Source organism: Actinocatenispora thailandica (assembly GCF_016865425.1).
Taxonomy (GTDB): Bacteria; Actinomycetota; Actinomycetes; order Mycobacteriales; family Micromonosporaceae; genus Actinocatenispora; species Actinocatenispora thailandica.
Window position 1 is genome coordinate 7,381,768 of record NZ_AP023355.1, and the last position, 26,074, is coordinate 7,407,841.

Annotated in this window: 30 protein-coding genes; 16 read left to right on the forward strand and 14 right to left on the reverse strand. The window is 72.1% G+C overall.

Annotated features, from left to right (window positions below; genetic code table 11):
* Window positions 1-21 precede the first annotated feature (21 nt).
* From Athai_RS33555 to Athai_RS33565, 3 genes are all read right to left on the reverse strand, one after another.
* Window positions 22-1,167 (reverse strand): serine hydrolase domain-containing protein, encoded by a 1,146-nt coding sequence (locus Athai_RS33555; protein ID WP_203965192.1) that lies wholly within the window; start codon window positions 1,165-1,167, stop codon window positions 22-24.
* A gap of 143 nt (window positions 1,168-1,310) precedes the next feature.
* The gene (locus tag Athai_RS33560) at window positions 1,311-1,541 is read right to left on the reverse strand and encodes a hypothetical protein (protein ID WP_203965193.1); all 231 of its coding nucleotides are present in this window, start codon (window positions 1,539-1,541) and stop codon (window positions 1,311-1,313) included.
* A complete protein-coding gene (locus Athai_RS33565) occupies window positions 1,538-1,756 on the reverse strand; it encodes a hypothetical protein (RefSeq protein ID WP_203965194.1) in 219 nt (72 codons plus the stop codon). Before Athai_RS33565 ends, Athai_RS33560 begins: the two co-directional genes overlap by 4 nt.
* Before the next feature lie 473 nt (window positions 1,757-2,229).
* Here Athai_RS33565 and Athai_RS33570 point away from each other — a divergent pair, with 473 nt between their 5' ends.
* Entirely contained in the window at window positions 2,230-3,072 is an 843-nt protein-coding gene (locus Athai_RS33570; protein ID WP_203965195.1) for a helix-turn-helix domain-containing protein, read from the forward strand.
* A gap of 3 nt (window positions 3,073-3,075) precedes the next feature.
* Complete coding sequence (locus Athai_RS33575) at window positions 3,076-3,282, forward strand: DUF397 domain-containing protein (protein ID WP_203965196.1); 207 nt, start codon at window positions 3,076-3,078, stop codon at window positions 3,280-3,282.
* 124 nt (window positions 3,283-3,406) lie between these two features.
* Here Athai_RS33575 and Athai_RS35005 read toward each other — a convergent pair whose 3' ends face one another.
* On the reverse strand, window positions 3,407-3,823 hold the full coding sequence (locus Athai_RS35005; RefSeq protein ID WP_203965197.1) for an FAD-dependent oxidoreductase: 417 nt from the start codon (window positions 3,821-3,823) through the stop codon (window positions 3,407-3,409).
* A complete protein-coding gene (locus Athai_RS33585; protein WP_203965198.1) occupies window positions 3,727-4,689 on the reverse strand; it encodes an FAD-dependent oxidoreductase in 963 nt (320 codons plus the stop codon). The genes Athai_RS35005 and Athai_RS33585 overlap by 97 nt, the downstream gene beginning before the upstream one ends.
* Before the next feature lie 23 nt (window positions 4,690-4,712).
* Between Athai_RS33585 and Athai_RS33590 the strand changes: the two genes are divergently transcribed.
* Entirely contained in the window at window positions 4,713-5,303 is a 591-nt protein-coding gene (locus Athai_RS33590; RefSeq protein ID WP_203965199.1) for a TetR/AcrR family transcriptional regulator, read from the forward strand.
* Here Athai_RS33590 and Athai_RS33595 read toward each other — a convergent pair.
* The gene (locus tag Athai_RS33595; RefSeq protein ID WP_203965200.1) at window positions 5,245-6,558 is read right to left on the reverse strand and encodes an MFS transporter; all 1,314 of its coding nucleotides are present in this window, start codon (window positions 6,556-6,558) and stop codon (window positions 5,245-5,247) included. The two genes, Athai_RS33590 and Athai_RS33595, sit on opposite strands and share 59 nt — an antisense overlap.
* A gap of 559 nt (window positions 6,559-7,117) precedes the next feature.
* On the opposite strand from Athai_RS33595, the gene Athai_RS33600 reads away from it, so the two are divergent.
* Genes Athai_RS33600 through Athai_RS33620 form a run of 5 tightly spaced genes read left to right on the forward strand, consistent with a single transcriptional unit; the run spans window position 7,118 to window position 11,467 of the window.
* Window positions 7,118-9,667, forward strand: coding sequence for a sensor histidine kinase (locus tag Athai_RS33600; RefSeq protein WP_203965201.1), 2,550 nt, complete (start codon window positions 7,118-7,120; stop codon window positions 9,665-9,667).
* A complete protein-coding gene (locus Athai_RS33605; protein ID WP_203965202.1) occupies window positions 9,664-10,086 on the forward strand; it encodes a hypothetical protein in 423 nt (140 codons plus the stop codon). Before Athai_RS33600 ends, Athai_RS33605 begins: the two co-directional genes overlap by 4 nt.
* Window positions 10,079-10,501 carry a roadblock/LC7 domain-containing protein gene (locus Athai_RS33610; RefSeq protein ID WP_203965203.1) on the forward strand — a complete coding sequence of 141 codons (423 nt, stop codon included), beginning with the start codon at window positions 10,079-10,081 and terminating at the stop codon, window positions 10,499-10,501. Before Athai_RS33605 ends, Athai_RS33610 begins: the two co-directional genes overlap by 8 nt.
* Window positions 10,502-10,517: 16 nt before the next feature.
* The gene (locus Athai_RS33615) at window positions 10,518-10,886 is read left to right on the forward strand and encodes a DUF742 domain-containing protein (RefSeq protein ID WP_203965204.1); all 369 of its coding nucleotides are present in this window, start codon (window positions 10,518-10,520) and stop codon (window positions 10,884-10,886) included.
* Window positions 10,887-10,897: 11 nt separating this feature from the next.
* The gene (locus tag Athai_RS33620) at window positions 10,898-11,467 is read left to right on the forward strand and encodes a GTP-binding protein (protein WP_239157321.1); all 570 of its coding nucleotides are present in this window, start codon (window positions 10,898-10,900) and stop codon (window positions 11,465-11,467) included.
* Window positions 11,468-11,556: 89 nt separating this feature from the next.
* Here the strand turns inward: Athai_RS33620 and Athai_RS33625 are convergent, their stop codons facing one another.
* From Athai_RS33625 to ligD (Athai_RS33650), 6 genes are all read right to left on the reverse strand, one after another.
* Complete coding sequence (locus Athai_RS33625; protein WP_203965205.1) at window positions 11,557-12,432, reverse strand: SAM-dependent methyltransferase; 876 nt, start codon at window positions 12,430-12,432, stop codon at window positions 11,557-11,559.
* 151 nt (window positions 12,433-12,583) lie between these two features.
* Complete coding sequence (locus Athai_RS33630; protein ID WP_239157322.1) at window positions 12,584-13,984, reverse strand: tryptophanase; 1,401 nt, start codon at window positions 13,982-13,984, stop codon at window positions 12,584-12,586.
* A 146-nt stretch (window positions 13,985-14,130) separates the two neighbouring features.
* The gene (locus Athai_RS33635; protein WP_203965206.1) at window positions 14,131-15,255 is read right to left on the reverse strand and encodes a tryptophan dimethylallyltransferase family protein; all 1,125 of its coding nucleotides are present in this window, start codon (window positions 15,253-15,255) and stop codon (window positions 14,131-14,133) included.
* A gap of 550 nt (window positions 15,256-15,805) precedes the next feature.
* Entirely contained in the window at window positions 15,806-15,949 is a 144-nt protein-coding gene (locus tag Athai_RS33640) for a GPGG-motif small membrane protein (RefSeq protein WP_239157506.1), read from the reverse strand.
* A 42-nt stretch (window positions 15,950-15,991) separates the two neighbouring features.
* Entirely contained in the window at window positions 15,992-16,891 is a 900-nt protein-coding gene (gene ligD, locus Athai_RS33645; RefSeq protein WP_203965207.1) for a non-homologous end-joining DNA ligase, read from the reverse strand.
* Complete coding sequence (ligD, locus tag Athai_RS33650) at window positions 16,888-17,802, reverse strand: non-homologous end-joining DNA ligase (protein WP_239157323.1); 915 nt, start codon at window positions 17,800-17,802, stop codon at window positions 16,888-16,890. The genes ligD (Athai_RS33645) and ligD (Athai_RS33650) overlap by 4 nt, the downstream gene beginning before the upstream one ends.
* Window positions 17,803-17,976: 174 nt before the next feature.
* Here ligD (Athai_RS33650) and ku point away from each other — a divergent pair, with 174 nt between their 5' ends.
* The 4 genes from ku (at window position 17,977) to Athai_RS33670 (ending at window position 21,187) form a co-directional block, all read left to right on the forward strand.
* On the forward strand, window positions 17,977-18,879 hold the full coding sequence (gene ku, locus Athai_RS33655) for a non-homologous end joining protein Ku (RefSeq protein ID WP_203965208.1): 903 nt from the start codon (window positions 17,977-17,979) through the stop codon (window positions 18,877-18,879).
* 133 nt (window positions 18,880-19,012) lie between these two features.
* The gene (locus Athai_RS33660; RefSeq protein WP_203965209.1) at window positions 19,013-19,828 is read left to right on the forward strand and encodes a mechanosensitive ion channel family protein; all 816 of its coding nucleotides are present in this window, start codon (window positions 19,013-19,015) and stop codon (window positions 19,826-19,828) included.
* Between the two features lie 168 nt (window positions 19,829-19,996).
* A complete protein-coding gene (locus Athai_RS33665; RefSeq protein ID WP_203965210.1) occupies window positions 19,997-20,320 on the forward strand; it encodes an STAS domain-containing protein in 324 nt (107 codons plus the stop codon).
* A 90-nt stretch (window positions 20,321-20,410) separates the two neighbouring features.
* Window positions 20,411-21,187: a methyltransferase domain-containing protein gene (locus tag Athai_RS33670; RefSeq protein ID WP_239157324.1), complete on the forward strand. Its 777-nt coding sequence runs from the start codon at window positions 20,411-20,413 to the stop codon at window positions 21,185-21,187.
* 49 nt (window positions 21,188-21,236) lie between these two features.
* On the opposite strand, the gene Athai_RS33675 is transcribed toward Athai_RS33670, so the two are convergent.
* The gene (locus tag Athai_RS33675) at window positions 21,237-21,590 is read right to left on the reverse strand and encodes a GroES family chaperonin (RefSeq protein ID WP_239157325.1); all 354 of its coding nucleotides are present in this window, start codon (window positions 21,588-21,590) and stop codon (window positions 21,237-21,239) included.
* Window positions 21,591-21,775: 185 nt separating this feature from the next.
* Here Athai_RS33675 and Athai_RS34635 point away from each other — a divergent pair, with 185 nt between their 5' ends.
* The 4 genes from Athai_RS34635 (at window position 21,776) to Athai_RS33690 (ending at window position 24,468) form a co-directional block, all read left to right on the forward strand.
* Entirely contained in the window at window positions 21,776-22,012 is a 237-nt protein-coding gene (locus Athai_RS34635; RefSeq protein ID WP_239157326.1) for a hypothetical protein, read from the forward strand.
* The gene (locus Athai_RS33680; RefSeq protein WP_239157327.1) at window positions 22,009-23,088 is read left to right on the forward strand and encodes an AI-2E family transporter; all 1,080 of its coding nucleotides are present in this window, start codon (window positions 22,009-22,011) and stop codon (window positions 23,086-23,088) included. The genes Athai_RS34635 and Athai_RS33680 overlap by 4 nt, the downstream gene beginning before the upstream one ends.
* A gap of 56 nt (window positions 23,089-23,144) precedes the next feature.
* Window positions 23,145-23,906 carry an alpha/beta fold hydrolase gene (locus Athai_RS33685; protein WP_203965212.1) on the forward strand — a complete coding sequence of 254 codons (762 nt, stop codon included), beginning with the start codon at window positions 23,145-23,147 and terminating at the stop codon, window positions 23,904-23,906.
* A gap of 103 nt (window positions 23,907-24,009) precedes the next feature.
* Window positions 24,010-24,468: a carboxymuconolactone decarboxylase family protein gene (locus tag Athai_RS33690; RefSeq protein ID WP_239157328.1), complete on the forward strand. Its 459-nt coding sequence runs from the start codon at window positions 24,010-24,012 to the stop codon at window positions 24,466-24,468.
* A gap of 162 nt (window positions 24,469-24,630) precedes the next feature.
* On the opposite strand, the gene Athai_RS33695 is transcribed toward Athai_RS33690, so the two are convergent.
* On the reverse strand, window positions 24,631-25,485 hold the full coding sequence (locus Athai_RS33695; RefSeq protein ID WP_203965214.1) for a sigma-70 family RNA polymerase sigma factor: 855 nt from the start codon (window positions 25,483-25,485) through the stop codon (window positions 24,631-24,633).
* Window positions 25,486-26,074: the final 589 nt, after the last annotated feature.

Genomic DNA, 26,074 nt, shown 5'->3' on the forward strand with positions numbered 1-26,074 from the left:
CGGCGATCCGGTGCGTGCGGTTCAGCAGGCGGCGGCGACGGCGGACCAGAACGGGTCGAAGCCGTCCTGCGGGCCGGCCATCCCGCGCTGGGTGAGCAGCACGCCGACCAGCTCGCGGCTCGGGTCGACCCGTACCGTCGTGCCGGTTCCGCCGTCCCAGCCCCACGCCCCGGCCGCCTGCCAGGGGCGGGCCGCCGCCACCTCGACGCCGGTACCGAGACCCCAGGACGTGCCGGGGCCCAGGATCGGCGCGCCCTGCTCGCGTTGCGCCGGGGTGATCGCGTCGGTGGTCATCGCCGCGACCGCCGCCGCGGGCAGGATCGGTGCGCCGCCGTCGGCCAGCGCGGTGAAGCATCGCAGCAGGTCCGGGGCGGTCGAGACCAGCCCGGAGCTGAGCTCCCGGAACGCCGGCTCGGCGGCGAACATGCCGTCCGGCGGGTCGAGCAGGGTGGGCCCGTCCGGTCCGGGCAGGTACGCGGTCGCCAGCCGGGCCGGATCGGTCGCCCAGAACCCGGTCGAGGCCAGCCCGAGCGGCCCCGCGATCCGGTCCGCGACCAGCCGTACCAGCGAGGTGCCGGTGGCCCGCTCCAGCGCGACGCCGAGCAGGTCCATGCTGGTGTCGTACAGCCAGCCGGCGCCGGGCTGGCAGGCGGCCGGCAGCGCGCCGATCCGGGCCACGAACTCGTCCCCGGTCATCGGCGGCGGGAGCGGGCCGGGCGACACCTGCTGCCGGGCCATCTCCCGCTGCAGCGGGGTCGGTTCGAAGATCACGCCCCAGCCGCTGCGCATGGTGAGCAGATCCCGCACGGTGATCGCCCGTACGGCCGGGACGGTGCTGTCCAGCGGCGCGTCCGGCGCGGTCAGGACCCGGTGGTCGGCCAGTTCGGGCAGCCACCGGGTCACCGGGTCCGCAAGTCCCAGCACGCCGTCGTGTACCAGCCCGAGGGTGAGCGCGGCGCCGATCGGCTTGGTCACCGAGGCGATCCGGAACTGGGTGTCCGCGCCCATCGGCGCGCTGTCCGGCTCGATCGCGGTACGGCCACCGGCATGCACCTCGACCGCGCCGCGGATCCGCACCGCCGCCACGTAGCCGGGCAGCCGGCCGGCCGCCACCTGCTCGTCCAGGACCCGCCAGATCGCCGGGAAGTCCGGCCCGCTCGTCTTCATGCCAGTGCAGACGACACCGACCCCGCGCGCTCATCGTCCGGACGGGCAGGCGGGGCGCGGCACCCGCCCCGCCCCGCCTCGAGCGCGGGCGCGGCACCGCGCCGACCTGGCGGCGGCTGGCGATCGCCGGCCGTTCGCGTCGCTCACCACTGGTCGCCGGGGCGGAACACGAGCCCGGCCACGAGCAGGTGGTGGGTCACCAGGTCCTGCGGGTCGGCGTCGAGGTCCCAGCCGGTCAGCCGGCACCAGCCGGACGGGGCGGCCGGCGCCGACGCCCACACCCGGAAGCGGCGGACCTCCGCGTCGGCGAACCGAACGCTGGCGCCTCGCAGGATGTGCACCACGTCGCCGCGGCGCGGGATCACTCCGGTCATCGCCGTCGCCACGGTTCACCGCCTCCCGCGCTCCGACCGGCCGGCGGACGTCGCTGGGCCGCGAGCGCCGATGCCTGGGCGTACGGGTCCCGCGCCACCACCGCGGAACGGCGGGAGGTCGCCCGGTCGAGGAGGTAGATCGTCAGGCCGGCGAGCGCGGCCAGGCCGACGACGAGGGCGGTGCCGAGCGTCGCCGCGTACAGGGTGGCGTTCATCGCCACCACCCGTCCGGGTCGACCGGGCGGGCGGCGATCTCGTCTCGCCAGGTGTGCAGCCGCGCGCCCAGGCGCCGCAGCGCTCGGACGGTACGGTGTAGTCGCTGCATCGGGATTGCCTCCAGGTGCTCGGTGTGGCGGGGGCGCGGTGAGCCGGCAAGCTGACACCGCGCCCCCTCTGTGTGCCCACCGGGTACGGCGGTGGGCAGCCGGTGGCCGGACCGTGCATCCGGCTCGCGCTCGGGGAGTACGCGCGCGCGCACGGTCCGGCCGGTCTGGCCGCGGGCGCCGGAAGCTGCCGGATCGTCGAGGACGGCACCGTCCAGCGCCCACACTCTCGTTCGTCACGCTCGGTCTTGCTGACAGTTCCCGCGCGTCACGCCCGACACCGGAGACAATAGCGTCGCCAAGAGCGTCACGCAATAAGCGTGACGCTATGGACGTGAGTCTGGCGTACTGGCACACTGTCCGCCATGGCTATGCGACCGTTCCGTCGTCGACGTTTGGGCCGTGTACTGGCTGCCGAGCGCGAACAGGCGGGCATGTCCGTCGAGCAGCTTGCCGGCCAAGCCGAGGTCGCAGTCTCGACGATCAACCGCATCGAGAGCGGCAAGATGGGTGCCAAGCTCGCGACGCTGAAGACGATCATGGATGTGCTGAAGGTGCCGGACGATCGCCGCGAGGTGATCCGCAGTCTCGCCCGGCACGCGACCACAGCCGCATGGTGGCAGCCGTACACCGGCGACGGCGTGCTTCCCGACTGGTTCGAGCTGTACGTCGACCTGGAAGAGGAAGCGTCCGATCTCGCGATCTTCGATCCGCAGTACGTCAACGGACTGGTGCAGACCGAGAACTACGCACGGGAGATGTACCGGATCGGCCGGCGCGACGATCCCGACGACACGATCGAACGCCTCGTTGCGGTGCGGATGGAACGCCAGCGGCGGCTCGTTGACGGCGGCATGTCCCTGCGGCTGATCATGGACGAGTCGGTGCTCGGCAAGCAGTTCGGTGGACGCGACGTGATGAGGGCACAGTTGCAGCGCCTGCTTGATCTTGCCGACCTTCGCCGGGTAGAGATGCAACTCCTACCCACCGAGGGGCAGCCCGGGATCATCGGTGGCTTTCACATGCTCGATTTCCCGGATCCGAACGATCCGCCCGTCGTCTACATCGAGCACGAGGCGGGCGCCTGGTATCTCGAAAAGCCTCCGCAGATCCACGCGTACGCTCGGGCGTACGACCGTCTGCGGGCCGCCGCACTCAGCCCGCAGGCATCGGTCGCGCATGTCGCCCAACTGGTGAAGGAGCTGTAGGCGATGTCTGCCGAGCGTAACCCGGACCTGACTCAGGCGGTGTGGAAAAAGTCCACCCGCAGCGGCAGCAACGGCGGTGCCTGCGTCGAGGTCGCCCGTAACCTGCCCGGCATCGTCGCTGTGCGGGACAGCAAGGACCCCAACGGGCCGGCGCTGGTCGTTGCGTCGTCCGCATGGTCGGCGTTTGCTGCGTCGGTCCAGGCGCGGTAACCGCTTCGTCAGAGCGACGGCCTCCGGCGATGCCGGGGGCCGTTCGGGTTTCACGTGCCGGCCGTCGGCGGTCGTCCAGCGCGCCGAGCCTGGCCTCCCGCAGCGGCCCAGCAGGTACGCGGGGTCAGGGCTGTTCGCGGGTCAGGACGCTGCTGAAGCGGCGCAGCAGCCGCAGGTAGGCGTAGCCACCGGCGCGCGGCGGGGTGAGCCGGGCAAGCAGCGCCAGCGGCGCCGGCACCGGCAGGTTGGTCCGCTCCGAGGCGGCCATCCGGGACACCAGGCGCACGTGCGGCACCCGCCGCCGCTCGTACCGGCGGAGTGCCGCCGCCGCGTCGCCCGGGTCGCCGTGCAGCGCCCGGCGCAGCAGCCAGGCGTCCTCGACCGCCTGGTTCGCGCCCTGCGCCTGGGACGGCGGGAACACGTGCGCGGCATCCCCGAGCAGCGTCACCGGCCCGTCGCCCCAGCGGTCCGGGATCGGGTGCAGCACGTGCGGGTACCGCCCGAGGTCGGCGTCGGTGATGCCGGCGAGCAGCTCCGGCACCGGTTCGGCGTACCCGGCGAACCGCCGCCGCAGCCAGCCGACCGTACCGGCGTCCGCGCCCGGCGGCCCGTCGGCCCGTCGTCCCGGCGGACGTCGAACCACCACTGGGTGCGGCCCTGGCCGGCCGGCATCATCCCGACCAGCCCGGCGGTACCGACGGCGAGCAGCCCGGTGCGGCCGCCGGCGATCGCCGGCAGCACCCCGGTGAGGCCCTGCCAGGTGTCCCAGCCGACCTCGGCGGCCGGCGCCGGGGAGACCACGCTGCGGCGCACCGCGGACCGGTGCCCGTCGGCGCCCACCACGACGTCGTACCGGTCGGTGCCGGCGGCGGACACCACCTTGGCCCCGTCGCTGCCGGCGCGCACCGACTCGACGGCCGTGTCGTACCGGATGGTGCCGGCGGGCAGGCCGGCGGTGAGCCGGTCGATCAGCGCGGCCCGCGGCATCGTCCGCACCTGCTGGCCGGTGTGTCGCCACAGCACGGTGAGGTCGGCCCGCATGATCCGCCGCCCGCGCGCGTCGACCGAGGTCAGCGTCTCGATCGGCGCCCCGAGCGGTGGCTGGCCGTTCCCGGGCCCGCTCGGCCCGAACCCGCCCGCTGCGGGGCTGACCGGGATGGCGCCGCCGGGCACCGGGCCGACCGGGACGCGGGTACCCAGTTCGACGCCGAGGTCGGTGAGGGCGGCGGCGCCGTTGCTGAAGATCGTCACGGCGGCACCGCCGCGGGTCGGGCCGGCGGCGCGTTCCAGCACCCGGACCCGGTGGCCGTCGGCGACCAGCCCGCGGGCCAGGGCGAGCCCGCCGATGCCGGCGCCCACCACGCAGATGTCCATGATCGGCTTCCATTCACTACGATCGTTGTACATCGATGGTGCCATACCCTGAGCGGGTGCCACCACCCAACGCCGCCCGCCGCCGCGCGCTGGCGACCGCGGCGACCGAACTGGTCGTCGCGCAGGGGCTGCACGGGCTCACCCACCGCTCGGTCGACCGGCAGGCCGGGGTGCCCGCCGGGACCACCTCCAACTACTTCCCCAGCCGGGACGCGCTGCTCGTCGCCGTCGCCGAGCAGCTCGTCGAACGCCACCACGAGGACATGCACCGCCAGACCGAGCAGGCCCGCGGCGGCCGGCGCCGGCGCGGCACCCTCGCCGAGGCGGTCGACCTGATCGCCGGCTCGCTGTGGCACGCGGCGACCGCCGAACGCGACCGATACCTGGCGATCTTCGAACTGCAGGGCGAGCTGCGCCGCCGGCCCGAACTCGCCGGCACGCTCGGCGCGCTGGTCGCCCGCGCCGCCCAGGACACCGCCGCGTACCACCGGGAGTACCAGCTGCCGATCCCGCCGGCCGCGGTGCCGACCCTGCAGGCGCTGTACGGCGGGGCGCTGCTCGCGCTGCTGGCGGTGCCGCCCGAGCAGGTCAGCCGGGAGGCGGCCCGGTCGTACGCGGTCGCGATGATCCACGGCGTTCGGCACTGACCCCGCCCGGCTCGGCGGCGGCGTGCGGGGCCATCGCGCCCGCCTCGGCGGCGGCGTGCCGGGCCATCGTGCCGGGGTGCGCCCACGGCGAGTAGCGCGGCACCCAGCGGATCAGCGCCGCCGCGGCGACCAGCCCGACCGCGCCCATCGTGACGATGCCGGCGGCGAGGCTGCCGACCGCGGCGACCGCGGACACCAGCAGCGGGCCGCCCGCGTTGCCGGAGTCGGCACACAGTCTCCAGATACCGAGAAACTGCGATCGCGCCGCCGGTGGTGCCACGTCGGCACCGAGCGTCATCAGGATGCCGCTGCCGATCCCGTTGCCGAACCCCATCGCCATCGCCACCACGGTCAGCGCCAGCACGCCGTGGGTCAGCGGCAGCGCCGCCTCGCTCAAGCCCAGTACCAGCATCGACGGCACCGCGACCGGCAGCCGGCCGAACCGGTCCATCACCCGGCCGGACGGATAGAACAGCAGCATGTCGACCGCGCCGGCGATGCCGAAGACCAGGCTGGTGGTCGACGCGTCCAGGCCGATGTGGTCGGCCCACAGCGGCAACACCGTCTGCCGGGTCGCCCGGACCGCGCTGACCATCAGCGCCGCCATCCCCAGCGTGGTGATGACCTGCCGGTGCGACGCGAGTAGCGCCCGGGTCGTGGTGGGCGCCGCCCTCCGTTCGGGTGTCACGCCCGCCACATCGCGCACCAGCAGCACCACCAGCCCGGCGGCGACCGCCGCCACCAGCCCGACCCAGTACGCGTCCCGCGCCGGCGCACCGCCGCGCAGCACCGCGGCGCCGACGAACGGCCCGAAGAACGCGCCGATCCGGGCCGTACCGCCGAGTGTGGACAGCGCCCGGGAGCGCAACCGGACCGGGATCGCCTCGGTCAGGTACGACTGCCTGGCCAGGTGGAACACCGAGTTGGTCATGCCGGTGGCGGTCACGCAGCCGATCAGCAGCAGCACGTCGCGGGCGAGCAGGCAGCCGGTCAGCGTCACCACCGCGGCACCCGACGCGACCAGCATCGCCCGCCGGTCGCCGAGCCGGGCGGCGAGGATGCCGGCCGGGACGTCGCCGGCGATCTGGCCGAGCCCGAGCAGCGCCAGTACCAGCGCCGCGACGCCGAACGAGCCACCGAGTTCGCGCGCGTTGAGCGCCACGATGGGGGTGATCGCGCCCTGCCCGGTCTCGAACAGCAGTGTGGGCAGGAACACCGCCGGCGCGATGCGCCACAGCGTCACGGGTCTGGTCATCTCGTGCTCACCCTGCTCCGAGCGCCGCCGCGAGGGCCGGGATGGTGCGGTTGCTGTGCGCTACGACACCGCACTGCCGCGCCCGGCCGGTGTGGCCGCATTGATCCTGAGCCGTTCGGCCCGTAATCTTCCCGTTCGTCGGGAGGGTGGCTGCGGGGGCGGCCACGGGGGCCAGCCGGACGCGGACACCGAGGGTGCCGCCATGTGCCAGGGGTGTCGCAAGATCAACAAAGTGTACAGTGCTGGCCGTACGCGAGAGACAGGTCGGAATCGGGCGCCGTGCGGGGGCCGGCGGAGCGTAAGGGGAGGCTCGGCAGGTGGTTGCGGCCCACGAGGCGAGAACGCATCCGTTGCCTGTTTTGCGATCTCTGATCGTCTTTGGTGTTTCGATGCCCCGTCGCACACGCGGTCCGATCCCGGCCGCCGAACGGCTGACAGGGTGTGGCGCGAGCAGCCTGTCCGTGAGTAGGGTGCGGTCTTCGTCCGAATTGAACGAAGACGTGCGCGCCTCATCGCGGAATCAGCATGATGTCCGTTACCGGCCGTGTTGTGGAGCATCGTGAAGAAGCAATCTCAAGATACGGGAACGACGTCGCGTATCAAGGACTCGAAGCCGCCGGCGTCCATCAAGGCCCGCTTCATCCGGGTCGTGCTCATCCCCAGCATCGCCCTGGTGATCATGTGGGCGATCATGGCCGGCTACTTCGTCTTCAACGGCCTCTACACCCGCGAACTCGCCAAGAGCGTGCAGGACGTCTCGCTGCCGGCGCTGACCGGTCTGTCGTCGCTGCAGAAGGAACGCTCGCTCAGCATGGCGCAGATCGCCAAGCCCGGGAACAGCCAGGCGCTGCGCGCCCAGCGGCAGCAGACCGACTCCGGCGTCGAGCAGATGCAGCAGACCGCCGCCGACGTGCTCGGCGCCGCCCCAGCCGACATCAAGTCGAAGCTGAACACGCTGAACGCGGACCTCGACCAGCTGCCGGACATCCGCCGCAAGATCGATGCGCGCACCGCGAGCGCGGCCGACACGTTCAGCTTCTACAACAAGGTTCTGGACGCGGCGGCCGCGCTGTTCGACGCGCAGGCACGGTTCTCCACCGAGACCGACACGTTGCAGGGCGCCGTCGCCGGTACCCAGCTGTTCCACATCGCCGACCTGCAGTCCCGGGCCGGCTCGATCATCACCGGGGCGTTCGCCTCCGGTCGCTTCACCGCCGACGACCTGCAGCAGTTCCACACCCTGGTCGGTGCCTACCACGATGAGCTGCAGACCGTCACGCCGTTGCGCGCCGACGTGCAACAGCAGTACGACAAGCTGGTGCGCGGGTCGGACTGGGCCACGCTGACCGCCGCCGAGCAGCAGCTGGTGGCGCACGGCGCGTGGTCCGGGCACGTACCGAACGGGCTCGGCATCGACGCCCAGCAGTGGCAGCAGGCGTCGACCAACATCTCCGACACCCTGCTGGCGATGACCACCAGGCAGGGCTCCGAGGTCGCGGCCGCCTACCTGGACAGCGGAAACAACAACCTGCTGCTCGCCGGTGGCGGCAGCCTCGTCGCGCTGCTGGTCGTGGTCGCCGCGGTCTGGCTGGCGATCCGTCGGTCCCGGCTGCTGGTCGACGGCACGGTGAAGGTCGGCCTGGACGCGATCGCCGCCGAGTCCAAGGCGATCGCCGCCGCACTGCCGGAGGCGCTGGACCGGATCGGCCGCGGTGAACAGGTCGAGGTCCAGTCGCTGATGCCGGCCGACGACGAGAACGCGGTCAACGGCCAGGCGGTCGGCGCGGTCGAGATCAAGACGGTGCAGGACGCGGTCCGCCAGACCAGCCTCAGCGCGATGGAGGCGGCCAGCGCCGAGGCCATCGCCCGCAAGAACAGCCGGCAGAACCTGGTACTCGCGGCCCGCCGGTCGCAGCGCTGGCTGTCCACCCTGGCGGTCGGGCTGCGTGACCTGGAGCGCGCCGAGCAGGACGACCCGGACAAGCTGGAGAAGGTCTACGCGCTGCAGCACAAGATCACCACGCTGCGCGGCGACAACGACAACCTGATCATCCTCGGCGGCGGCGACATCGGTCGCACCCGCCGCACCTCCGAGTGGATCGACGACGTGCTCGGCGCGGCGAAGGCGCAGTGCGAGCAGTTCCGTCGGGTGCGGGTCGAGGCCGGCCCGAAGGTGAAGGTCAGCGCGAGCGCCGTGCTGCCGATCAGCCACCTGCTCGCCCAACTGCTCAACAACGCGGTCGCGTTCTCGCACCCGCCGACGCAGGTACTGATGACCTCCTCGCCGGTGGCCGCCGGGCTGGTGGTGGAGATCGAGGACCGCGGCATCGGGATGTCCACCGAGGAGCGCGAACGCGCCAACGCGCTGATCCGCGAGGCGCCGGAGCTGGTCTCCTCGGCGAACGTGCAGAAGCTCGGCTTCCTGGTCGTCGCCTCCGTCGCGCAGCGGTTCAACATCCGGGTCGAGCTGAAGGACTCCGCGTACGGCGGCGTCAAGGCGATCGTGCTGATCCCCAACGACCTGCTGGACCGCGCCGGCTCGGACAACACCGGCGACCTCGGTGCCGGCCGCCGGGCACTGCCGGAACCGCCCGCCGAGCCGGCACCGGTCGGCCCCGCGCCCACCTCCTGGGCCGAGACCCGTACCGAGCAGGCGCCGTGGGAGGACCGCCCCGGCTGGGGAGACAGCGGTTCGCGGACCGAGGCGGCGCCGGTCGGCCCCGCGCCCACCTCCTGGGCCGACACCCGCACCGAGCCGGTCCAGCGCGAGGATCGCCCCACCCCGGGATGGGGGAGACAGCGCCCCGGGCCGAACCGTCCTGGCCGGAGCCGGCGGCCCGGCGCGAGCCGCCGTCGCCGCACCCGGTGTCGCCGGCGCCGCGGCCCGAACCGGTACGGCGGCCGGAGCCCGTGCTCCCGGCCCGCGCCGAGTCGAACGAGCTGTCCGACAACACGATCCAGTTCCCGGCCATCGATCCGTTCGGCGACGCCCGCGGCAGCGGAACCCGCGAGCATGCGCCGGCGCCTACGCCGCGGCGGCCGGAACCGGGCGGTGCAGAACCCGAACGTCCAGACATGGGTGGTCATGGCGTGGATGCTGCCGACGTGAGCCTGCCGCAACGGCGGTCGACCGTACCCGGCCGCTCCGGTGCCGAGCACGGCGCGCACCGGGCGAGCGGTGCCGAGGAGAGCGCGCCGCCGCGGCCCCGCCCGTACCCGACGCCGCGGGAACGGCAGGACGAGCCGGAGGTGCCCGTCCTGGGTGACGCCGGGCCGGCGCCCGCGCCGAACGGCAACGGCCAGTCCACCTCCGCCGGGCTGCCCATCCGGGTTCGGCAGGCCAGCCTCGCGCCGGGACTGCGCCGGCCGCGGGTCGAGTCGAACGAACCCACCCAGGCGGTGCCGACCCACACCGCCGATCAGGCCAGGCTCCGCTTCGCCGCGTTCCAGCAGGGCATGACCGCGGGACGGCAGGCCAACGAGAACTCCACCGACACGGTCACAGAGAACAGGAACAGCGATGGCTGACGTCATGAATCCGCACCTGGTGCACCTGCTGGATCGGCTCGTCGAGGACGTCGAGGGGGTCAGCGCCGCGGTGGTGTCGACCGACGGCCTGATCATCCAGCGGTCCAGCGGCCTGTCCAAGAACGCCGGCGACCAGCTCGCCGCCCAGTGCTCCGGCCTGGCCAGCCTGTCCCGTGCCATCACCCAGTCCGAGTACGTCAACGGTGGCCCGGTGCAGCAGACGATGATCGAGATGCAGGACAAGATGCTGTTCATCATCTCGGCCGGGCAGAACGCGTGCCTGGTGCTGCTCACCCCGGCCGAGGACGTCAACCTCGGCAACGTGGCGTTCTCGATGACCCGGATGGTGGCACAGGTCGGTCGGCACCTCAGCGCGGAGCAGCGAGTCGCGGCCGGCTTCGCGCCGAGTTCGTGACCGAGGGCGGCTTGTGATGGCTAATGCCGACGAACAGTGGGCCGACGAATCGGCCGCGCCCCTGTACGACAACTATTCGCGCATCGGTGGTCGGGCGCGGGCGCGGCACAGCCTGAGCCTCGACACCCAGGTACGCGCGGTCGGCAGCGTCGACCGCGCCGCCCTTGCCGTCGAGCACGCGCAGATCCTCGAACTGCTGGCGAACCGCTGGCTGTCGGTCGCCGAGATCGCCGCGCACCTGCGGACCACGATGAACGTGATCCGGGTGCACCTCAGCGACCTGCTGGAGGAGAGGCTGGTGGCGATCAGCTCGTCGGCCGGCCGGCGTGCCCGGCCGTCCAAGGAAGACCTGCAGAAGGTCATCAATCACCTCCGAGCGATGTGAAGGGACAGGGAGTGGGTCCGCAGTCGATCAAGGTGATTGTGGCCGGCGGTTTCGGCACCGGGAAGACGACGTTGGTCGGCGCGGTGTCCGAGATCCCGCCGCTGACCACCGAGGAGGTACTCACCCGGGTCAGCGAGGGCGTCGACGACACCGGTGGTATCGAGTCGAAGACCACGACCACGGTCGCGCTGGACTTCGGTCGCCGCACCATCACCAACGAGCTGGTGCTCTACCTGTTCGGTACGCCGGGGCAGGACCGGTTCTGGTTCATGTGGGACGAGCTGTCGCTCGGCGCCACCGGCGCCGTCGTGCTGGTCGATCCGCGTCGGCTGGACAGCAGCTTCCCCGCCATCGACTACTTCGAGGTGCGCGGGATCCCGTTCGTGGTGGCCGTCAACCTGTTCCACGGGCAGCGCAAGCACACCCTGGACGAGGTACGGGAAGCGTTGCAGCTGGAGGATTCCTCGGTGCCGCTGCTGGAGTGCGACGCCCGGGACGCGCCGTCCTGCCGTTCGGCGCTGATCGTGCTGGTCGAGCACGCGATGGCCCGGCTCCCGGTGGTCCCCGAACCCGCCAAGTGACGGCGGGCGCCGCGGGGCCGGAACCCGGTCGGCGCGGCCCCGCCTGCTGGCGGTCCGGGCGAGTGCCCGGACCGCGCGGACGACCGGCCTCAGCGCGGCTTGGTGGCCACCCACCAGCCCACGCTGAACACGCCGGCGCCGCGCGCGGCGTCCAGCGCGTTCTTGCCGTCGCGCACCAGATCGCCGGACTCCTTGCCCTGGTAGCTGAGCCACTTCTCGCGGTCTTCGGGCGGCGTGGATCCCCAGCACTCGATGCCCGCGAACTCGTCGACCGCCTCGGCCACGACGAAACCGGCCGCCCGCATCCAGTTGGCGTAACCGTCGAGGGTTCCGAGACCGGCCAGCCGGATGTGCTCGCAGACCGGATCGATGATCGCGGCGATCTGCTCGTCGGTCTGGTACTCGCCGAACGGGCGCTGGATCCAGTCGAGCCCGAACAGCGTGCCGCCGGGCCTGATCCGGGAGTACGCCGCGGCCATGAACCTGTCCTTGTCCGGGACATGGCACACCGACTCGAAGAAGCAGACGGCGTCGAACGACTCCGCCGGCCAGCTCTCGAGGGTGCGGTACTCGTAGGGGTCGACGGTGACGAAGGAGACCCGGTCGGTCATGCCGCGCTGCTGCGCGCGGAGCCGGGCCTCCCGGGTCAGCGAGTCGGCACTGGAGACCCCGACGAACCGCGCGCCGGTCATCTCCGCCATGTTCATGGTGCCGCCGCCGACCCCGGACCCGAACTCCAGCACCGTGTCGCCGGCCTTGATGCCGGCCTTCCCGAGGAGCCGTCGCTTCATCTCGCGGGCGGAGTCCGCCGGGGACATGCCGAGCTGCTCCGCCTCGCGGATGCCGTGGGACCAGTCGCCGCCCGGCATCAGCTTGTCGAAGAACGATCCGGCTCCCTCACCGCCCTCGTCGACGGCGGTGTAGTAGCGGGTGGCGCGTTCTTCCGGGGTGAGTGTGTCAGTCATGACCGCCCTCCGACTTTCGCCCGTCTGGGTCTGCTCGCCTGTCCATCCAGCATTCTTCGTACCGGCCCGGCACCCGGCGTGCCCGGCGGGCGCGGCAGGGCCGCCCGCCCGGCGCCCGGCGAGCCACCGCCGGACGAGGAACCGGCCCGGCTCACTGCGCGGGTACCTGGTCGTACCAGGCCTCGAAGGGGCGCAGCATGGCCGGCGCCCGCACGATGCGATAGCCGGGCCAGCGCTGCGGGTCCTTGGCGACCTCGGCGAGCACGCTGCCCACGTACCGGATGTGGTTCTCGGTGTAGACCCGCCGCGGCAGCGCCAGCCGGACCAGCTCGAACGGCGCCGGCGTGACGAGCCGGAACTCGTCGTCCAGCTCGCCGAGGTAGAGCGACCCCAGCTCGCTGCTGCGGATGCCGCCCTGCAGGTAGAGCGCGACGGCGAGCGAGTGGCCGGGGAACTGGGCCGGCGGGATGTGCTGCATCAGCCGGCCGGCGTTGAGGTAGATGGCGTGCAGGCCGGCCGGCCGGATGCTGTCCACGCCGGCGTCCCGGGCCACGTCGGCCAGCAACTGCCCGGTGCGCTCCCGGGACCGCAGGTACGCGGGGTCGACGCTCTCCTCGATGCCCTGCGCCGCCTCCTCCAGCGTCTCCCCGGTCATCCCGCCGTAGGTGGCGAAGCCGGCGGTGGCGATCACCCGGCCCCGGAAGGCCGCGGCGAGGTTCTCGTCGCGGATGCCGATCGCGCCGCCGCCGGGCGACATCGGGTCCTTCTTGAGCGAGATGACGAACCCGTCGGCCAGATCGAACTCGACCCCGGCCACCTCGCGCGGGGTGGCGTCGGCGAACTCCGCCTCGCGCCGGATCACCAGCCACGCGTTCTCCGCGTAACGGGCGGCGTCGAGGAACATCGGCACCCGGTACCGCTGGCAGATCTCGCGGGTGGCGCGCAGGTTGGCGATGGACACCGGCTGGCCGCCGCCGCCGTTGTTGGTGATGGTCATCAGGACCAGGCCGACCCGGTGCCCGTCCGGCCCGGCGAGCAGCGCTTCCAGCGCGGCGACGTCGATGTTGCCCTTGAACGGGTGGTCGCTGTCCAGGTCGGCGGCTTCCGGGCAGGGCAGGTTGACCGGGGTGGCGCCGGCCAGCTGCACGTTCGCCGAGGTGGTGTCGAAGTGCGTGTTGGACACCGAGAACTGGCCGGCGGACAGCATCGTGGAGAACACCACGCTCTCCGCGGTACGGCCCTGGGTGCACGGAATGATGTGCTCGAAGCCGGAGAGGGACCGCAGCGCGCCGGCGAACCGCTCCCACGACTCCGAGGTGGCGTAGCGCTCGTCGGCGCGGGCGCTCGCGGCGCGCTGCTCGATGGACAGCGCCCCGGTGCCGGAGTCGGACAGCGCGTCGATGGTGACCAGCCGGGCCGGCAGCCGGAATGGGTTGTATCCCGCGGCCCGGAAACCTTCCTCGCGCTGCTGGCGGGTGGTCAGCGACAGCCGCCGCACGACGGCGTTGCAGTACGGATCGAGGTCCGCCATCACCGGGTCGAAGGATGTCACGTCGTGCTCCTCACTCGCGGGGTGCGCCGCCCGGGTGCCGCGGCCCGCCCATTGTGGATCTTGAACGTGCCGACCCGCCAGCCTCTGTTGCCTGGTCCACTACGGCCGGCGCCGAAGCCCGCGTTCCGGTCGCGGCCGGTGACCGATCAGTGCTGCAGGACCAGGTGCCGGGCCAGCTCGTCGCGGCGCCGTGGCGGCTCCACCCGGTACGCCTCGGAGGACAGGTAGACGGTCAGCCCCGGCCTGCCGTCACCGAGCCGCAACGAGACGTGCGCGAGCAGCCCCACCCCGTCGGCGAGGTCGCGCCGGGCGACGGCGTCGATCGCCCGGTCGATCAGCCCGGTGTCGTGCCCGTACCGGTCGGCCAGCGCGAGCACCCGGTCGCGCGCCTCGACGTCGTCCGTGACGTAGCTGCGGATCGGCACGTAGAGGCTGTACCCGCTGGGCCGGTCGGAGTCCCCCTCGACGAACGTGTAGCTGGACACCAGCGGCCGGCCACCGAAGACGGTGGCGTCGCCGCCGGCCAGCCGGCAGAACTCGGCGACCTCGTCGGCGTCGACCCCGGGTGCCGCGGCGGCGGCGCGGGCCGCGTCGGCGGCGGTGGCGTCGTGGTGCGAGACGTACACCTTGACCCGGGAGCGCGGCCCGTCGTGCAGGTCCAGCGCGAAGAACGTGTACCGGTCGAGGTCGCCCTCGGCGGCGTCCGGCCGCATCGCGTACCGGCGCAGCGTCGGGTAGGCGTGGCCGAGGTTCAGCCGGTTCAGCGACTCGGCGACCCGGTCGGCGGCGTGCTCCCGGCCGCGGCAGTTGGGGTCGAAGTACACCTTGATGGCGGGCTGCTGTGCGGCCTTGAACACCAGCGAGAACCACAGCGCGAACTGGCTGACCGGCGGCGCGCTCAGGAACAGGTCGGCGACCTGGTGGTACCGGTCCAGGCTCAGCCGGTACCGCCGCGCCCAGGTGGCGAGCAGCCGGCGGGCGGCGTCCATGTTGGCGCCCAGCCCGGGTTGGGCGGCGAGGGCCTCGGCGAGGACGCGGATGGTGGGCTGGCGTCCGTGGTCCAGCGCGACGGAGAACTCGACCGGGGTGTGGTCGTCGGAGACGTCCGACGGCCATGGCGGCGCGCAGGTGGTCCGCCGGTCACTGTCGGTGCCGAGCAGGTCGGCGAGCAGCGCCCCCGCGCCGTGGTCGTCGGCCCGCCCGACTGCGGCGGTCAGGGCCTGCAGTTGGCCGTTGGCGTACTCGTAGAGTGAGGAATTCTCGTTGTTCATTCCGACTCCGGTTTCCCTCGGCCCCCGATGCCGACCCATATCAAGATCATGACGAGTCATTGAATATAGAACCGGAGGTCAGAATGTGAAACCACTACGTTTGTCCAAACCGGGTTGTGAAGTGTGAGCCGAGACACGTATTTCACTCTGTGAACAGAATTCATAACTATGGGTGTCGATATTTGGTGGGTTTCCTGGCCGCTCGTCCGAGTCTGCCAGCTCGGTGATCATCGAAGTATGCATCGACACACATCACTCTCCGTTGTCGCCATCGCGCCGAGCGACAGTGACCACCGAATCGACGGCAGAGCAAGATCCTCTGTTCGAATGCTACTTTCCGTAATGCGTCCGCGGATCAATGGAGCAGGTCGTTCAATTCGCGGCGAGGTTAATCGACGATTTGCTGCGCGCCAATCTGCAATGTATTCTCCGGCGCCGACAACCCACCGAAGCTGGCAGCTCGCCGAAGCAGGCAGCCCGCCGAAGCAGGCAGCGGCGCCGCTCCCGGTCGGGAGCGGCGCCGCGGTGGGTCGGTGCGGGGTGCGGCCGGTCAGGTGAAGATGCTGACGCCGCCGGGGCCCACGAGCAGGCCGATGACGATGAGGGCGACACCCCAGAGGAACCGGCGCCGCAGCAGGGACGCCACGCCGGCAACGACCAGAATCACTGCCAGAATCCACAACAGAAATGTCAGCATGCATCGATCGTGCCCGATGCGAGCGGCGGCGAAACCCGATCACTCCGGTACCGGTGGGCCCGGCTCGGCCAGCGGCGCGAGCAGATCGCCGTCGCTGTCCACTCGGGACAGTGCCGCCTCCGGTCCGCCGGTCACCGGCCGGCCGGCCTCCACCTCGGCCCAGTGCAGCGGCAGCGACACCAGCGGCGCGGCTCCGGCGCGCAGCGAGTACGGCGCGACGGTGGTCTTGGCGGCGTTGTTCTGGCTCCAGTCGATGAACACCTTGCCCGGTCGCAGCGACCGGGTCATCCGGTCCACCACCCGGTCCGGGTCGCGCTGCGCCAGCCGGTGCGCGAGTCGCTTCGCATAACCGGACACCACCGGCGCCGGCTGGCTGGCCGCGATCGGGCACATCAGCTGCATCCCCTTGCGGCCACTGGTCTTCGGGTACGCGCGGATCCCGTCGGCGGCGAGTTCCGCGCGCAGCGCCAGGGCGACCGCGAAGCACTCGGGCAGCCCGGCCGGCGGGCCCGGGTCGAGGTCGAAGACGATCAGATCCGGCGGCTGGGCGGCACCCGCCGCATCGACCCTCCACTGTGGAACGTGCAGTTCCAGTGCGGCCAGGTTGGCCAGCCACACCAGGGTGGCCAGCTCGTCGACCACGACGAAGTCGACCGTCTCCCGGTCCTTCGTGGAGCCGGGCACCGGCAACGTCACGGTCCGCACCCACTCCGGGGTGTGCGACGGGGCGTTCTTCTCGAAGAACGAACCCGCTGCCGCCCCGTTCGGGTACCGCTTGCGGGTCAGCGGCCGACCGGCCAGGTGCGGCAACAGCACCGGCGCGATCCTGGTGTAGTAGTCGATCAGCTCACCCTTGGTGAAGTCCGGGAACATCGGCTTGTCCAGATTGGACAGCGACAACTCCCGGTCGCCCACCCGTACCCTGACTCGCTCCGTCACGGTGCCTCCCGGTCGGTGCGGACGCGGTGCAACCGGGGGAAGCGGAGCCGCCCGTCGGCGGTCCGGTTCCCGTACCTCACCTCTACCACGATCTGCGGCGTCACCCAGTGCGCGCCGCGCGCGTCCTCGGCCGGTACCGGGTCGGCGAACGGCGAGGTGTCCGCCGCCAGCGGCGCCAGCAACGCCAGCAACTCGCGTTCCCTGGCCGCGGAGATACCGCCGCCGACCCGACCGCGATAGCGCAACCCGGTCCCGTCGTACTCGCCGACCAGCAGCGCGCCGATCGCCCGCGCGCCGGGCCGGTACCCGCCGACGACCAGGTCGTCGTGGTGCACCCGCTTCACCTTGACCCAGTCGGCGGAGCGCCGGTCCGGCCGGTACCGGCTGTCCAGCCGCTTCGCGACCACGCCCTCCAGGCCGTTCTCCTCGGCCGCGGCCCAGGTCGCCGCACCGTCGTCGAACACCGGTGGGACCAGCCAGCGCGGCCCGTCGGCGATCCGGTCGTGCAGCGCGGCACGACGCACCCGGTACGGCTCGGCGGTCAGGTCGGTGCCGTCCACCCGGAGCAGGTCGAAGATCAGGTACGTGACGGGCAGCCGGGCGGCGAGCGCCGCGGCCCGGTGCTCGTCGCGTACGTGCATCCGCTCGGCGAGCGCGGCGAACGACGGCCCGGCCGGCCCGAGTACCGCGATCTCGCCGTCGAGCACCGGTTCCCCGGGCAGCGCCGCCAACCCGGCGAGTTCCGGGTAGGCCACCGTGATGTCCGCGCCGCTGCGGGCGGACAGCCGCAGCCGCCCGCCGGAGATCTCGGCGATCGCGCGAATTCCGTCCCATTTGAACTCGTACGACCAGCCGGGACCGGTTGGCAGCTCCCCCGCGACCGCGAGCATCGGCCGGTACCCACCCGCCATCGGCTCACCCTACGGCCCGGTGCCCGCCCGCCGCCCGAACGAACGGCGGTCCCGACCCGCGAGGTGGTCTCGTGGTGGCGGGCCGCCACCCGCCCGGTCCGCTCGCTGGGCAGACAACGGCGCTGCTGGCAGGCAGGATGGAAGGGACGCCAGCCCACCGTGAGGGAGGCGCGGATGCGCGCGATCTGGAAGGGTGCCGTGTCGTTCGGCCTGGTTTCCATCGCCATCAAGCTGTATGCCGCGACCGAAGAGAAGACCATCCGGTTCCACCAGGTGCATGCCGCCGACGGCGGTCGCATCCGGTACAAGCGGGTCTGCTCCATCGACGGCGAGGAGGTCGGGTACGACCAGATCGCCAAGGGCTACGACATCGGCGGCGGCGAGGAGGTCGTGCTCACCGACGACGACTTCGCCGACCTGCCGCTGCCCACCTCGCGCGCGATCGACGTGCTGGAGTTCGTGCCGTCCGACCAGGTCGACCCGATCCTGTACGGCAAGTCGTACTACCTGGAACCGGACGGCGCCGCCACCAAGCCCTACGTCCTGCTGCGCGACGCGCTGGAGGACTCGGACCGGGTGGCGATCGTCAAGATCGCGCTGCGCCAGCGCGAACAGCTCGCCACCCTGCGGGTACGTGACGGGGTGCTGGTGATGCACACGATGCTGTGGCCGGACGAGGTGCGCCGGGCCGGCTTCGACTTCCTCGACGAGGACGTGTCGGTGCGTCCCCAGGAGCTGTCCATGGCCACCTCCCTGATCGACTCGATGACCGCCGACTTCGAACCGGACGAGTACACCGACGACTACCGTGCGGCGCTGCAGGAGGTCATCGACGCCAAGATCGCCGGCCGTGAGGTGACCCAGCAGCCGGCCGCGGAGGAGGCGCCGTCGAACACGATCGACCTGATGGCGGCGCTGCGGGCCTCGGTCGATCGGGCGAAGACGCGGCGCGGCGAGGCGCCGGCGAAGAAGGCGCCGGCGAAGAAGCCGGCTGCGAAGAAGACCGCGAAGAAGGCGGCGGCCAAGAAGACCGCGAAGAAGTCTGCAACTTCCAGTACGAAGCGTAAGACCGCCTGATCGGTACATCTTTCCGATATTCCAGATCTTTCGCCTCCCTCCGGGTTAGCTTGACCTCGAAGGTGACTGTCTGTGCCGGCCGCGCCGTGCTGGGTAGGGCGCGGCCCAGGCTCCGGGCCGAATGGGGGAGGCCATGACACCAGTTCTGGCGGTGAGCGTCAGCAGCTCGATCACGAGCGCGTTGACGACCGTCGCGAACTTCGTACCCAAGCTCGTCCTGTTCCTCGTGATCCTGGTGATCGGCTGGATCGTCGCGAAGGTCCTCCGCAACGTGGTGGGGCGCCTCCTCGCGCGGGTCGGCTTCGACCGGGTCGGGGAACGGGCCGGCATCAACCGCTACCTCGGCAAGTACACCGCGAGCACGTTCGTGGCGCTGCTGGTGTACGGCGCGATCCTGCTGTTCGCGCTGCAACTCGGGTTCGGTGCGTTCGGGCCGAACCCGGTCAGCAACCTGATCAGCGGCGTCATCAACTTCCTGCCGAAGCTGTTCGTCGCGATCGTGATCGTGATCGTGGCCGCCGCGATCGCGCGGGTCGTCAAGGACGTCATCTCGAACGCGCTGTCCACGATGCCCTGGGGCAACGCCCTGGGGCGGGTCGCCCAGGCGTTCATCATCGCGATGGGCGCGATCGCCGCGCTGAACCAGATCCACGTGGCGAGCAGCGTGATCGAGCCGGTGTTCATCGCGGTACTGGCGATCATCGTCGGTGTCGCGGTCGTCGGCCTCGGCGGCGGCCTCATCGCGCCGATGCGCAACCGCTGGGAGCGGATGCTCACCCGGGCCGAAAGCGAGGCCGGCACGATGCAGATCCGCAGCCGCTCCGCACAGCACGACGTGCAGCGTTCCGCGGCGCCGGTGGAGCCGACCGGGCCGCAACACACCGCCACCGCACCCGGTGCCGGGGCCGCGCCGACCGACCCGCAGTACGGGCAGCCGCCGCAGCAGTGATCCCGCCGCCGGCGTCGCCGGGTCGGGGTGGCTCGTGCCACCCCGGCCCGGCTGGCTGGTTTGCGGCGCTTCGGCGGATACCGCGTGGCCTGCGAGAAAGGTCACGAACTGCTTCCACCGGCCTGCCTCATCCGGCAAGCCTGGTGCCGCCGCGTTAGGCTGCGAGGCGTGCGACCGGACCTGGACATCTCGGTGCGCCACGAGCCGGAGGAGACCGTGGTGGCGCTCGCCGGCGAGATCGACATCCACACCGTGTCCCGGCTGGTGACCACCGTCGAGGAGAGCCTGGAACACGGCTCGTCGCGGCTGCTGCTCGACATGGGCAAGGTGACCTTCTGCGACTCGCAGGGCCTCGGCACGCTGGTGGTGCTCAGCCGCACCGCGACGCGGGCCCGCAGCTCGCTGGTGCTGACCAACGTCGGCCCGTTCCTCGACCGGCTGCTGGAGGTCACCGGCCTCCGCCACTCCTTCACCATCCGGGCCGCCCAGTAGCGGCCGCCGCGCCCCGCGCCGGTGCCGGCCGGTCCGCCGCTCCGGTGAAATGGGGTGAAGCACGGGCCCCCGGCACGTAGCGTCCCGGGCGTGACAGACGAGATTTTCGCCTCCGGCGACGACCCGGCGGACGGCTGGTTCGGCGAGAGCGTCGCCGAAAGCTACGACGACCCCGGCGGCGCGAACGCACCCGAGGCGATCCGGCCCGCGGTGGAGCTGCTGACCGAGCTGGCCGGCGGCGGCCCGGTGCTGGAGTTCGCCGTCGGTACCGGCCGGGTCGCGGCGCCGCTCGCGGCCCGCGGCGTGCCGGTGAGCGGCATCGAGCTGAGCCGGGCGATGGCGGCCCGCATCGCCGGTAAGCCCGGCGGCGACCGGGTCGACGTGACGATCGGCGACATGACCAGCACCCGGGTCGGCACCGGCTTCTCGCTGGCGTACCTGGTGTTCAACACCATCAACAACGTCACCAGCCAGGACGGGCAGGTGGACGTGTTCCGCAACGCGGCGGCCCAGCTGCGGCCGGGCGGGCTGTTCCTCGTCGAGGTGGGGGTGCCGGACCTGCGCCGGCTGCCACCGGGACAGGACACCGTGCCGTTCGCGGTGGCGCCCGGCGACGACGGCGGCGGCTACCTCGGCTTCGACCAGTACGACGTGGTGACGCAGCTGTTCACCTCGAACCACGTGCGGGTGGCGCCGGACGGTACCGGCCGGTTCCGCCGGATCCCGTTCCGGTACGTGTGGCCGGCGGAGCTGGACCTGATGGCGCGCATCGCCGGGCTGCGGCCGAAGTACCGCTGGTCGGGGTGGGACCGTGCGGAGTTCACCGCGGACAGCACCAGCCACGTGTCGGTGTGGCAGAAGGCGTGACCCGGCCGCGGCGCGACACCGGTCGGCGCCGGCCGCGCCGCGGCACCGGTCAGAGGTAGAGGCCGGTGCCGTCCGTCTCGACCCGGGCGGCGGCGACGGCGTGCACGTCGCGTTCCCGCAGCAGGATGTACTGCCGCCCGTGCAGCTCGACCTCGGACCGGTCGTCCGGGTCGAACAGCACCCGGTCCGAGACCTTGATCGCCCGCACGTTCGGGCCGACGGCGACCGCGACCGCCCAGGACAGCCGGTGCCCGACCGATGCGGTCGCCGGGATGACGATGCCGGCGGCGGACCGCCGCTCCCCTTCGCCGCCCTCCTGCCGGACCAGCACCCGGTCGTGCAGCAGCTGGATCGGCAGGCCCTGGTCGAGATCGTCGGCGGTCGAGCTGTCCCTCGTGCTCACGAGCGGGAACGCTACCGCCCGGCACGGCTTTGTGCGTGTCCGGGTATCGACCCGCGCCGGTACCGTGTAGCCCAGCGGCTGGGGCGTCGCCGGCATCGGTGCGCCCAGAGGCCTCGGCGGGAGGGCCTCGGTCCTTCCGCCGGACCTCTTGACGTAGGGGGACGACGCTGACTCGGTTCGAGACGTTGAAGGACAGGGCACGCGGGGCGTGGCACGCTGCCCGCGGTCGGCTGGAAGAGGGCCGGGAGCGCAGCGACGAGGCGCTGTTGCAGACCGCGGCGGAGACCACACCGCCGACGCCACCACCGGACGAGCCGCCGTCCCCGCCGCCGGCCGCGCCCGCGCCGCTGCCCGGGCCGGCGCCGGCCGAGCTGTCGGTGCCCGCGGGGTGCGGGTCGCGGCTGCCTGGTCGTGGCGGATGATCGTGATCGTGGCCGCCGTGATCGGCGCGTTCACGCTGCTCACCTACGTCAGCAACGTGATGATTCCGGCGATCATCGCGCTGCTGCTGACCGCGCTGCTGCAACCTGGCGCCGGCTGGCTGCGCCGGCACGGGGTGCCGCGGTCGCTGGCCGCGCTGATCATGGTGGTGCTCGGCATCGTGGTCGTCGCCGGTGTCCTCACCGGCGTGGTGACCGCCTTCGTCAACGGGTTCTCCGACCTGACCGACAACGTCGCGCAGGGCATCCAGAAGATCCAGCACTGGCTGCACACCAGCCCGTTCCACGTCTCGGACAAGCAGATCAACGGCGCGCTGAAGACGGCGCAGGACTGGCTGAGCAGCCACCGGGGCGCGGTGACCAGCGGCGCGCTGTCGACCGCCACCACGGTCGGCGAGGTCGTGGTCGACCTGTTCCTGATCCTGTTCACCACGTTCTTCCTGGTCCGGGACGGCCGCCCGATCTGGAACTTCATCCTGCAGCTCGGCCTGCCCCGGGCCGCCCGGGCGGCCGTCGACGACGCCGGCAGCGCCTCGTGGCGCTCGCTCGTCGCGTACGTGCGGGCGACGGTGCTGGTGGCGTTCATCGACGCGGTCGGCATCGGTATCGGCATCGTCGCCGTCGGCGTGCCGTACAGTCTGGCGATTCCGCTGGCCGCACTGGTCTTCCTGGGAGCGTTCATCCCGATCGTCGGTGCCACCGTGTCCGGCGTGGTCGCCGTCCTGGTCACGCTGGTGACCCAGGGTCTGATCCCGGCGATCATCGTGCTCGGGGTGGTGCTCGGGGTGCAGCAGTTGGAGGGCCACATCCTGCAGCCGCTGATCATGGGCCGGGCGGTGGCCGTGCACCCGCTCGGGGTCATCCTCGGCATCACCGGCGGCATCGCGATCGGCGGTATCTTCGGCGGCCTGATCGCGGTGCCGTTCATCGCGGTGATGAACACCGCGATCCGGCATCTGGTGGCCCGGCAGCGACATCAGCCTGGACCGCTGGCCGGGGAGACCGCCGTCGCGCTGCCGCCACCGCAGCCGAAGGGCGGCGAGCCGGAGCCGAACTGACCGCCGCGCGGGTATTTCACCTGCGCCAGGGGCCCGGTGCGGTTAGCCTGCCGGCGATGACTCTTGTATATGACGAGGCCGGCACCGGTGCGCCGGTCCTGCTGCTGCATTCCTCCGTGTGCGATCGCCGGATGTGGGACGACCAGGTGCCGGCGCTGGCCGCGGCCGGGTTCCGGACGGTGCGCTGCGACCTGCGCGCGTTCGGTGACACCCCGGTCTCGCGCGAGCCGTACCGCAACATCGACGACGTCCAGGACCTGCTCGACACCCTGGGAATCGACCGGGTGTCCCTGGTGGGTTCCTCGTACGGCGGCGGGGTCGCGCTGGAGTTCGCGGCGACCTGGCCGGCGCGGGTCGACGCGCTGCTGCTGCTGTGCGCGGCGGTACCGGGGATCGAACCGGGGCCGGCCCAGCGCGAGTTCGGTGCCAAGGAGGACGCGCTGTTCGAGGCCGACGACGTGGCCGGTGCGGTGGCGCTCAACGTCGACACCTGGCTCGGCCCCGACGCCGACGAGACGGCCCGGCAGCGGGTGGCGACGATGCAGCGCCGGGCGTTCGACGTGCAGTTGGCGGCCGGCGACGAGATGGTCAACCCGACCGGGCCGACCGTCGACCTGACCCGGGTCACCGCCCGCACCCTGGCGGTGTCCGGTGGGCACGACATGGTCGACTTCCAGGCCGCCGCGGCCGAGGCGGCCCGCCTGGTACCCGATGGGCAGCTTCGGGAACTCGGCTGGGCCGGCCACTTCCCGAACCTGGAGCGCCCGGCCGAGACCACCGAACTGATCCTGGACTTCCTGTCCGCCAGCGGATCCTGAAATTCCCTCCCGCGCCGGTCACATCGGTGCCGGGGCATCCGTCATAGCGACGACAACGAGGCGGGCCGCAACCGGCCCGCGGTCGATGACGGAGGAGAAGACAGTGAGCGCACGGATGACGAACCCGGCCATGGTGCTGCCCGACGCGATGAAGGGGATCGGCAGCCTGACCAAGGGGATCGCCTCGGGTGGCGTGGGCAACGAGATCATGGAGATCGTCGGCCTGCGGGCCAGCCAGATCAACGGCTGCGGGCCCTGCGTGTTCTCGCACGTACGGAACCTGCGGAAGGCCGGCGTGGACGAGGACAAGATCGCCACGGTGGCGGTGTGGCGGCACGCGCCGTACTTCAGCGACGCGGAGATCGCGGCGCTCAAGCTCACCGAGGCGGTGACCCGGCTGGCCGACCGGTCCGACGAGCCGGTCTCGGACGAGCTGTGGGACGAGGTGTCGAAGCACTTCGACGAGAAGCAGCGGGCGGCGCTGATCCTGATGATCTCGATGTTGAACTTCTTCAACCGGATCAACGCCACGATCCAGGAGCCCGCCGGTACTCAGTGGTGAACGGCGCGGTGGCCCCGGGGTTCCGGGGCCACCGGCCGACCCGGACCGTCCGGTGTGGACCGTCCAGAATGGCTGACGCGGTGTGCGGCCCCCGGCCCGGACGGCTCCAGGTGGACGACGTCGAACGGTTCCGGGTGGGCGGCTCCGGGTCGGCGGTCCGAGTCAGTCCAGAGTGGACAGTTTCAGGTCGTGGATCCGGCCCGGATCGCTGATCACGTCGAACTCGGCGATCCGGTCGCCGGCGAAGCCGAACAGCAGGACCCGGTACTCCCGGCCGGTCATCGAAGCGACCGCACCGACCCGGCCGTCGACCAGGATCAGGTGCGCGCCGGCCGCCATCGGGCCGAACACCGAGGCGCCACGGGCCACCGTGACCGCACCCTGACGCTGGAACCGTCCGTCCGAGCGGATGACGACATCCGGATCGAGGATCGACACCAGCGCGTCGAAGTCGCCCTGCCGGGCGGCGCTGAGGAACGCGTCCACGATCCGGCGCTGCCGGACCAGGTCCGGGTGCTGCGGGGTGCCGCCCTGCACCCGACGGCGGGCCCGGCTCGCCAACTGTCGGGCGGCCGCCGGGGTGCGGTCCACGATCGGCGCGATCTCGTCGAACGGCACCGCGAACATGTCGTGCAGCACGAAGGCGAGCCGCTCGGCCGGATCCAGCGTCTGCAACACCACCAGCAGGGCAAGCCCGACCGAGTCGGACAGCAGCGCCTGCGACTCGGGTGTCTCCGCCGGCGCGTCGGGCGCCGGTTCGACCGGCTGCTCGTCCAGCGGCGCCTCCCGCCGCGAGGTACGGGACCGCAGCATGTCCAGGCAGACCCGGCCGACCACGGTGGTCAGCCAGCCGGCCAGGTTCTGCACCGCGTCGGCGTCGCTGCGGGCCAGCCGCAGCCACGCCTCCTGCACCGCGTCCTCGGCCTCGGCGGCCGAGCCGAGCATCCGGTACGCGACCGCTTCCAGACGTGGCCGCTCCGCCTGGAAGCGCCGCGCCAGCAGGTCCCCTTCGTCCATCGCCGACCCCCTCGTACGTCCGTCAACACCCTGACGGACCCCAGCCGCCCGCTGTGACAAGGGTGCACCTCTTTGCGCCGAGGTGTGCCCGGGGCGCTGGGGTCTGGCGCGGGGTTGGCGTGTGCGGGCCGCCTCGGTGTTCTGTGCGCTCGTGCTGGAGGATGAAGGCCACCTCTGTTCGCGGCTGTACCCCGCGTGGGGGATGCGAGGAGAGGGCTTCGCCCCCTCCTCGCGCTCCTTCCCCGCCAAGGGGGGAAGCCCCCTTGGCGATCCCCCACCCAGCCTCCGGTGATGCTGCCCCTCGCCGCCGAGCAACCGTCGAACAAGGACGGGTCTCGGCGCGGCCTTCCTCTCACGCCACCGCCCGCCACGCCCAACCGCCCGCCGCGTCGAGCCGCCCGGGGCGCCCAGACCGCGCAGACCGGCCACCGGCGCCACACGAGCTTCCGACGCGGGCCAGGCGGCGTCCCGACCCGGGCACCGGGCCCCGACCTTCCGAAGCGGGTCAGGCGGGTCCGGGGCTCGTCTCTGTTTGTCCGGCCGGGGGATCGCTAAGGGGGCGACGGCCCCCTTGGCGGGGGAGGGGTGT

What these genes read in the sequence shown, in the direction of transcription:
- Athai_RS33555 (WP_203965192.1), bottom strand. Translation starts at nt 1,167, where the DNA reads ATGAAGACGAGCGGGCCGGACTTCCCGGCGATCTGGCGGGTCCTGGAC.
- Athai_RS33685 (WP_203965212.1), top strand. Translation starts at nt 23,145, where the DNA reads ATGACTCTTGTATATGACGAGGCCGGCACCGGTGCGCCGGTCCTGCTG.
- Athai_RS33660 (WP_203965209.1), top strand. Translation starts at nt 19,013, where the DNA reads ATGACACCAGTTCTGGCGGTGAGCGTCAGCAGCTCGATCACGAGCGCG.
- Athai_RS33610 (WP_203965203.1), top strand. Translation starts at nt 10,079, where the DNA reads ATGGCTGACGTCATGAATCCGCACCTGGTGCACCTGCTGGATCGGCTC.
- Athai_RS33570 (WP_203965195.1), top strand. Translation starts at nt 2,230, where the DNA reads ATGGCTATGCGACCGTTCCGTCGTCGACGTTTGGGCCGTGTACTGGCT.
- Athai_RS33615 (WP_203965204.1), top strand. Translation starts at nt 10,518, where the DNA reads ATGGCTAATGCCGACGAACAGTGGGCCGACGAATCGGCCGCGCCCCTG.
- Athai_RS33695 (WP_203965214.1), bottom strand. Translation starts at nt 25,485, where the DNA reads ATGGACGAAGGGGACCTGCTGGCGCGGCGCTTCCAGGCGGAGCGGCCA.
- Athai_RS33560 (WP_203965193.1), bottom strand. Translation starts at nt 1,541, where the DNA reads ATGACCGGAGTGATCCCGCGCCGCGGCGACGTGGTGCACATCCTGCGA.
- Athai_RS33625 (WP_203965205.1), bottom strand. Translation starts at nt 12,432, where the DNA reads ATGACTGACACACTCACCCCGGAAGAACGCGCCACCCGCTACTACACC.
- Athai_RS33595 (WP_203965200.1), bottom strand. Translation starts at nt 6,558, where the DNA reads ATGACCAGACCCGTGACGCTGTGGCGCATCGCGCCGGCGGTGTTCCTG.
- Athai_RS33585 (WP_203965198.1), bottom strand. Translation starts at nt 4,689, where the DNA reads ATGTACAACGATCGTAGTGAATGGAAGCCGATCATGGACATCTGCGTG.
- ku (WP_203965208.1), top strand. Translation starts at nt 17,977, where the DNA reads ATGCGCGCGATCTGGAAGGGTGCCGTGTCGTTCGGCCTGGTTTCCATC.
- Athai_RS33680 (WP_239157327.1), top strand. Translation starts at nt 22,009, where the DNA reads ATGATCGTGATCGTGGCCGCCGTGATCGGCGCGTTCACGCTGCTCACC.
- Athai_RS33565 (WP_203965194.1), bottom strand. Translation starts at nt 1,756, where the DNA reads ATGAACGCCACCCTGTACGCGGCGACGCTCGGCACCGCCCTCGTCGTC.
- Athai_RS33575 (WP_203965196.1), top strand. Translation starts at nt 3,076, where the DNA reads ATGTCTGCCGAGCGTAACCCGGACCTGACTCAGGCGGTGTGGAAAAAG.
- ligD (WP_239157323.1), bottom strand. Translation starts at nt 17,802, where the DNA reads ATGGCGGGTGGGTACCGGCCGATGCTCGCGGTCGCGGGGGAGCTGCCA.
- Athai_RS33635 (WP_203965206.1), bottom strand. Translation starts at nt 15,255, where the DNA reads ATGAACAACGAGAATTCCTCACTCTACGAGTACGCCAACGGCCAACTG.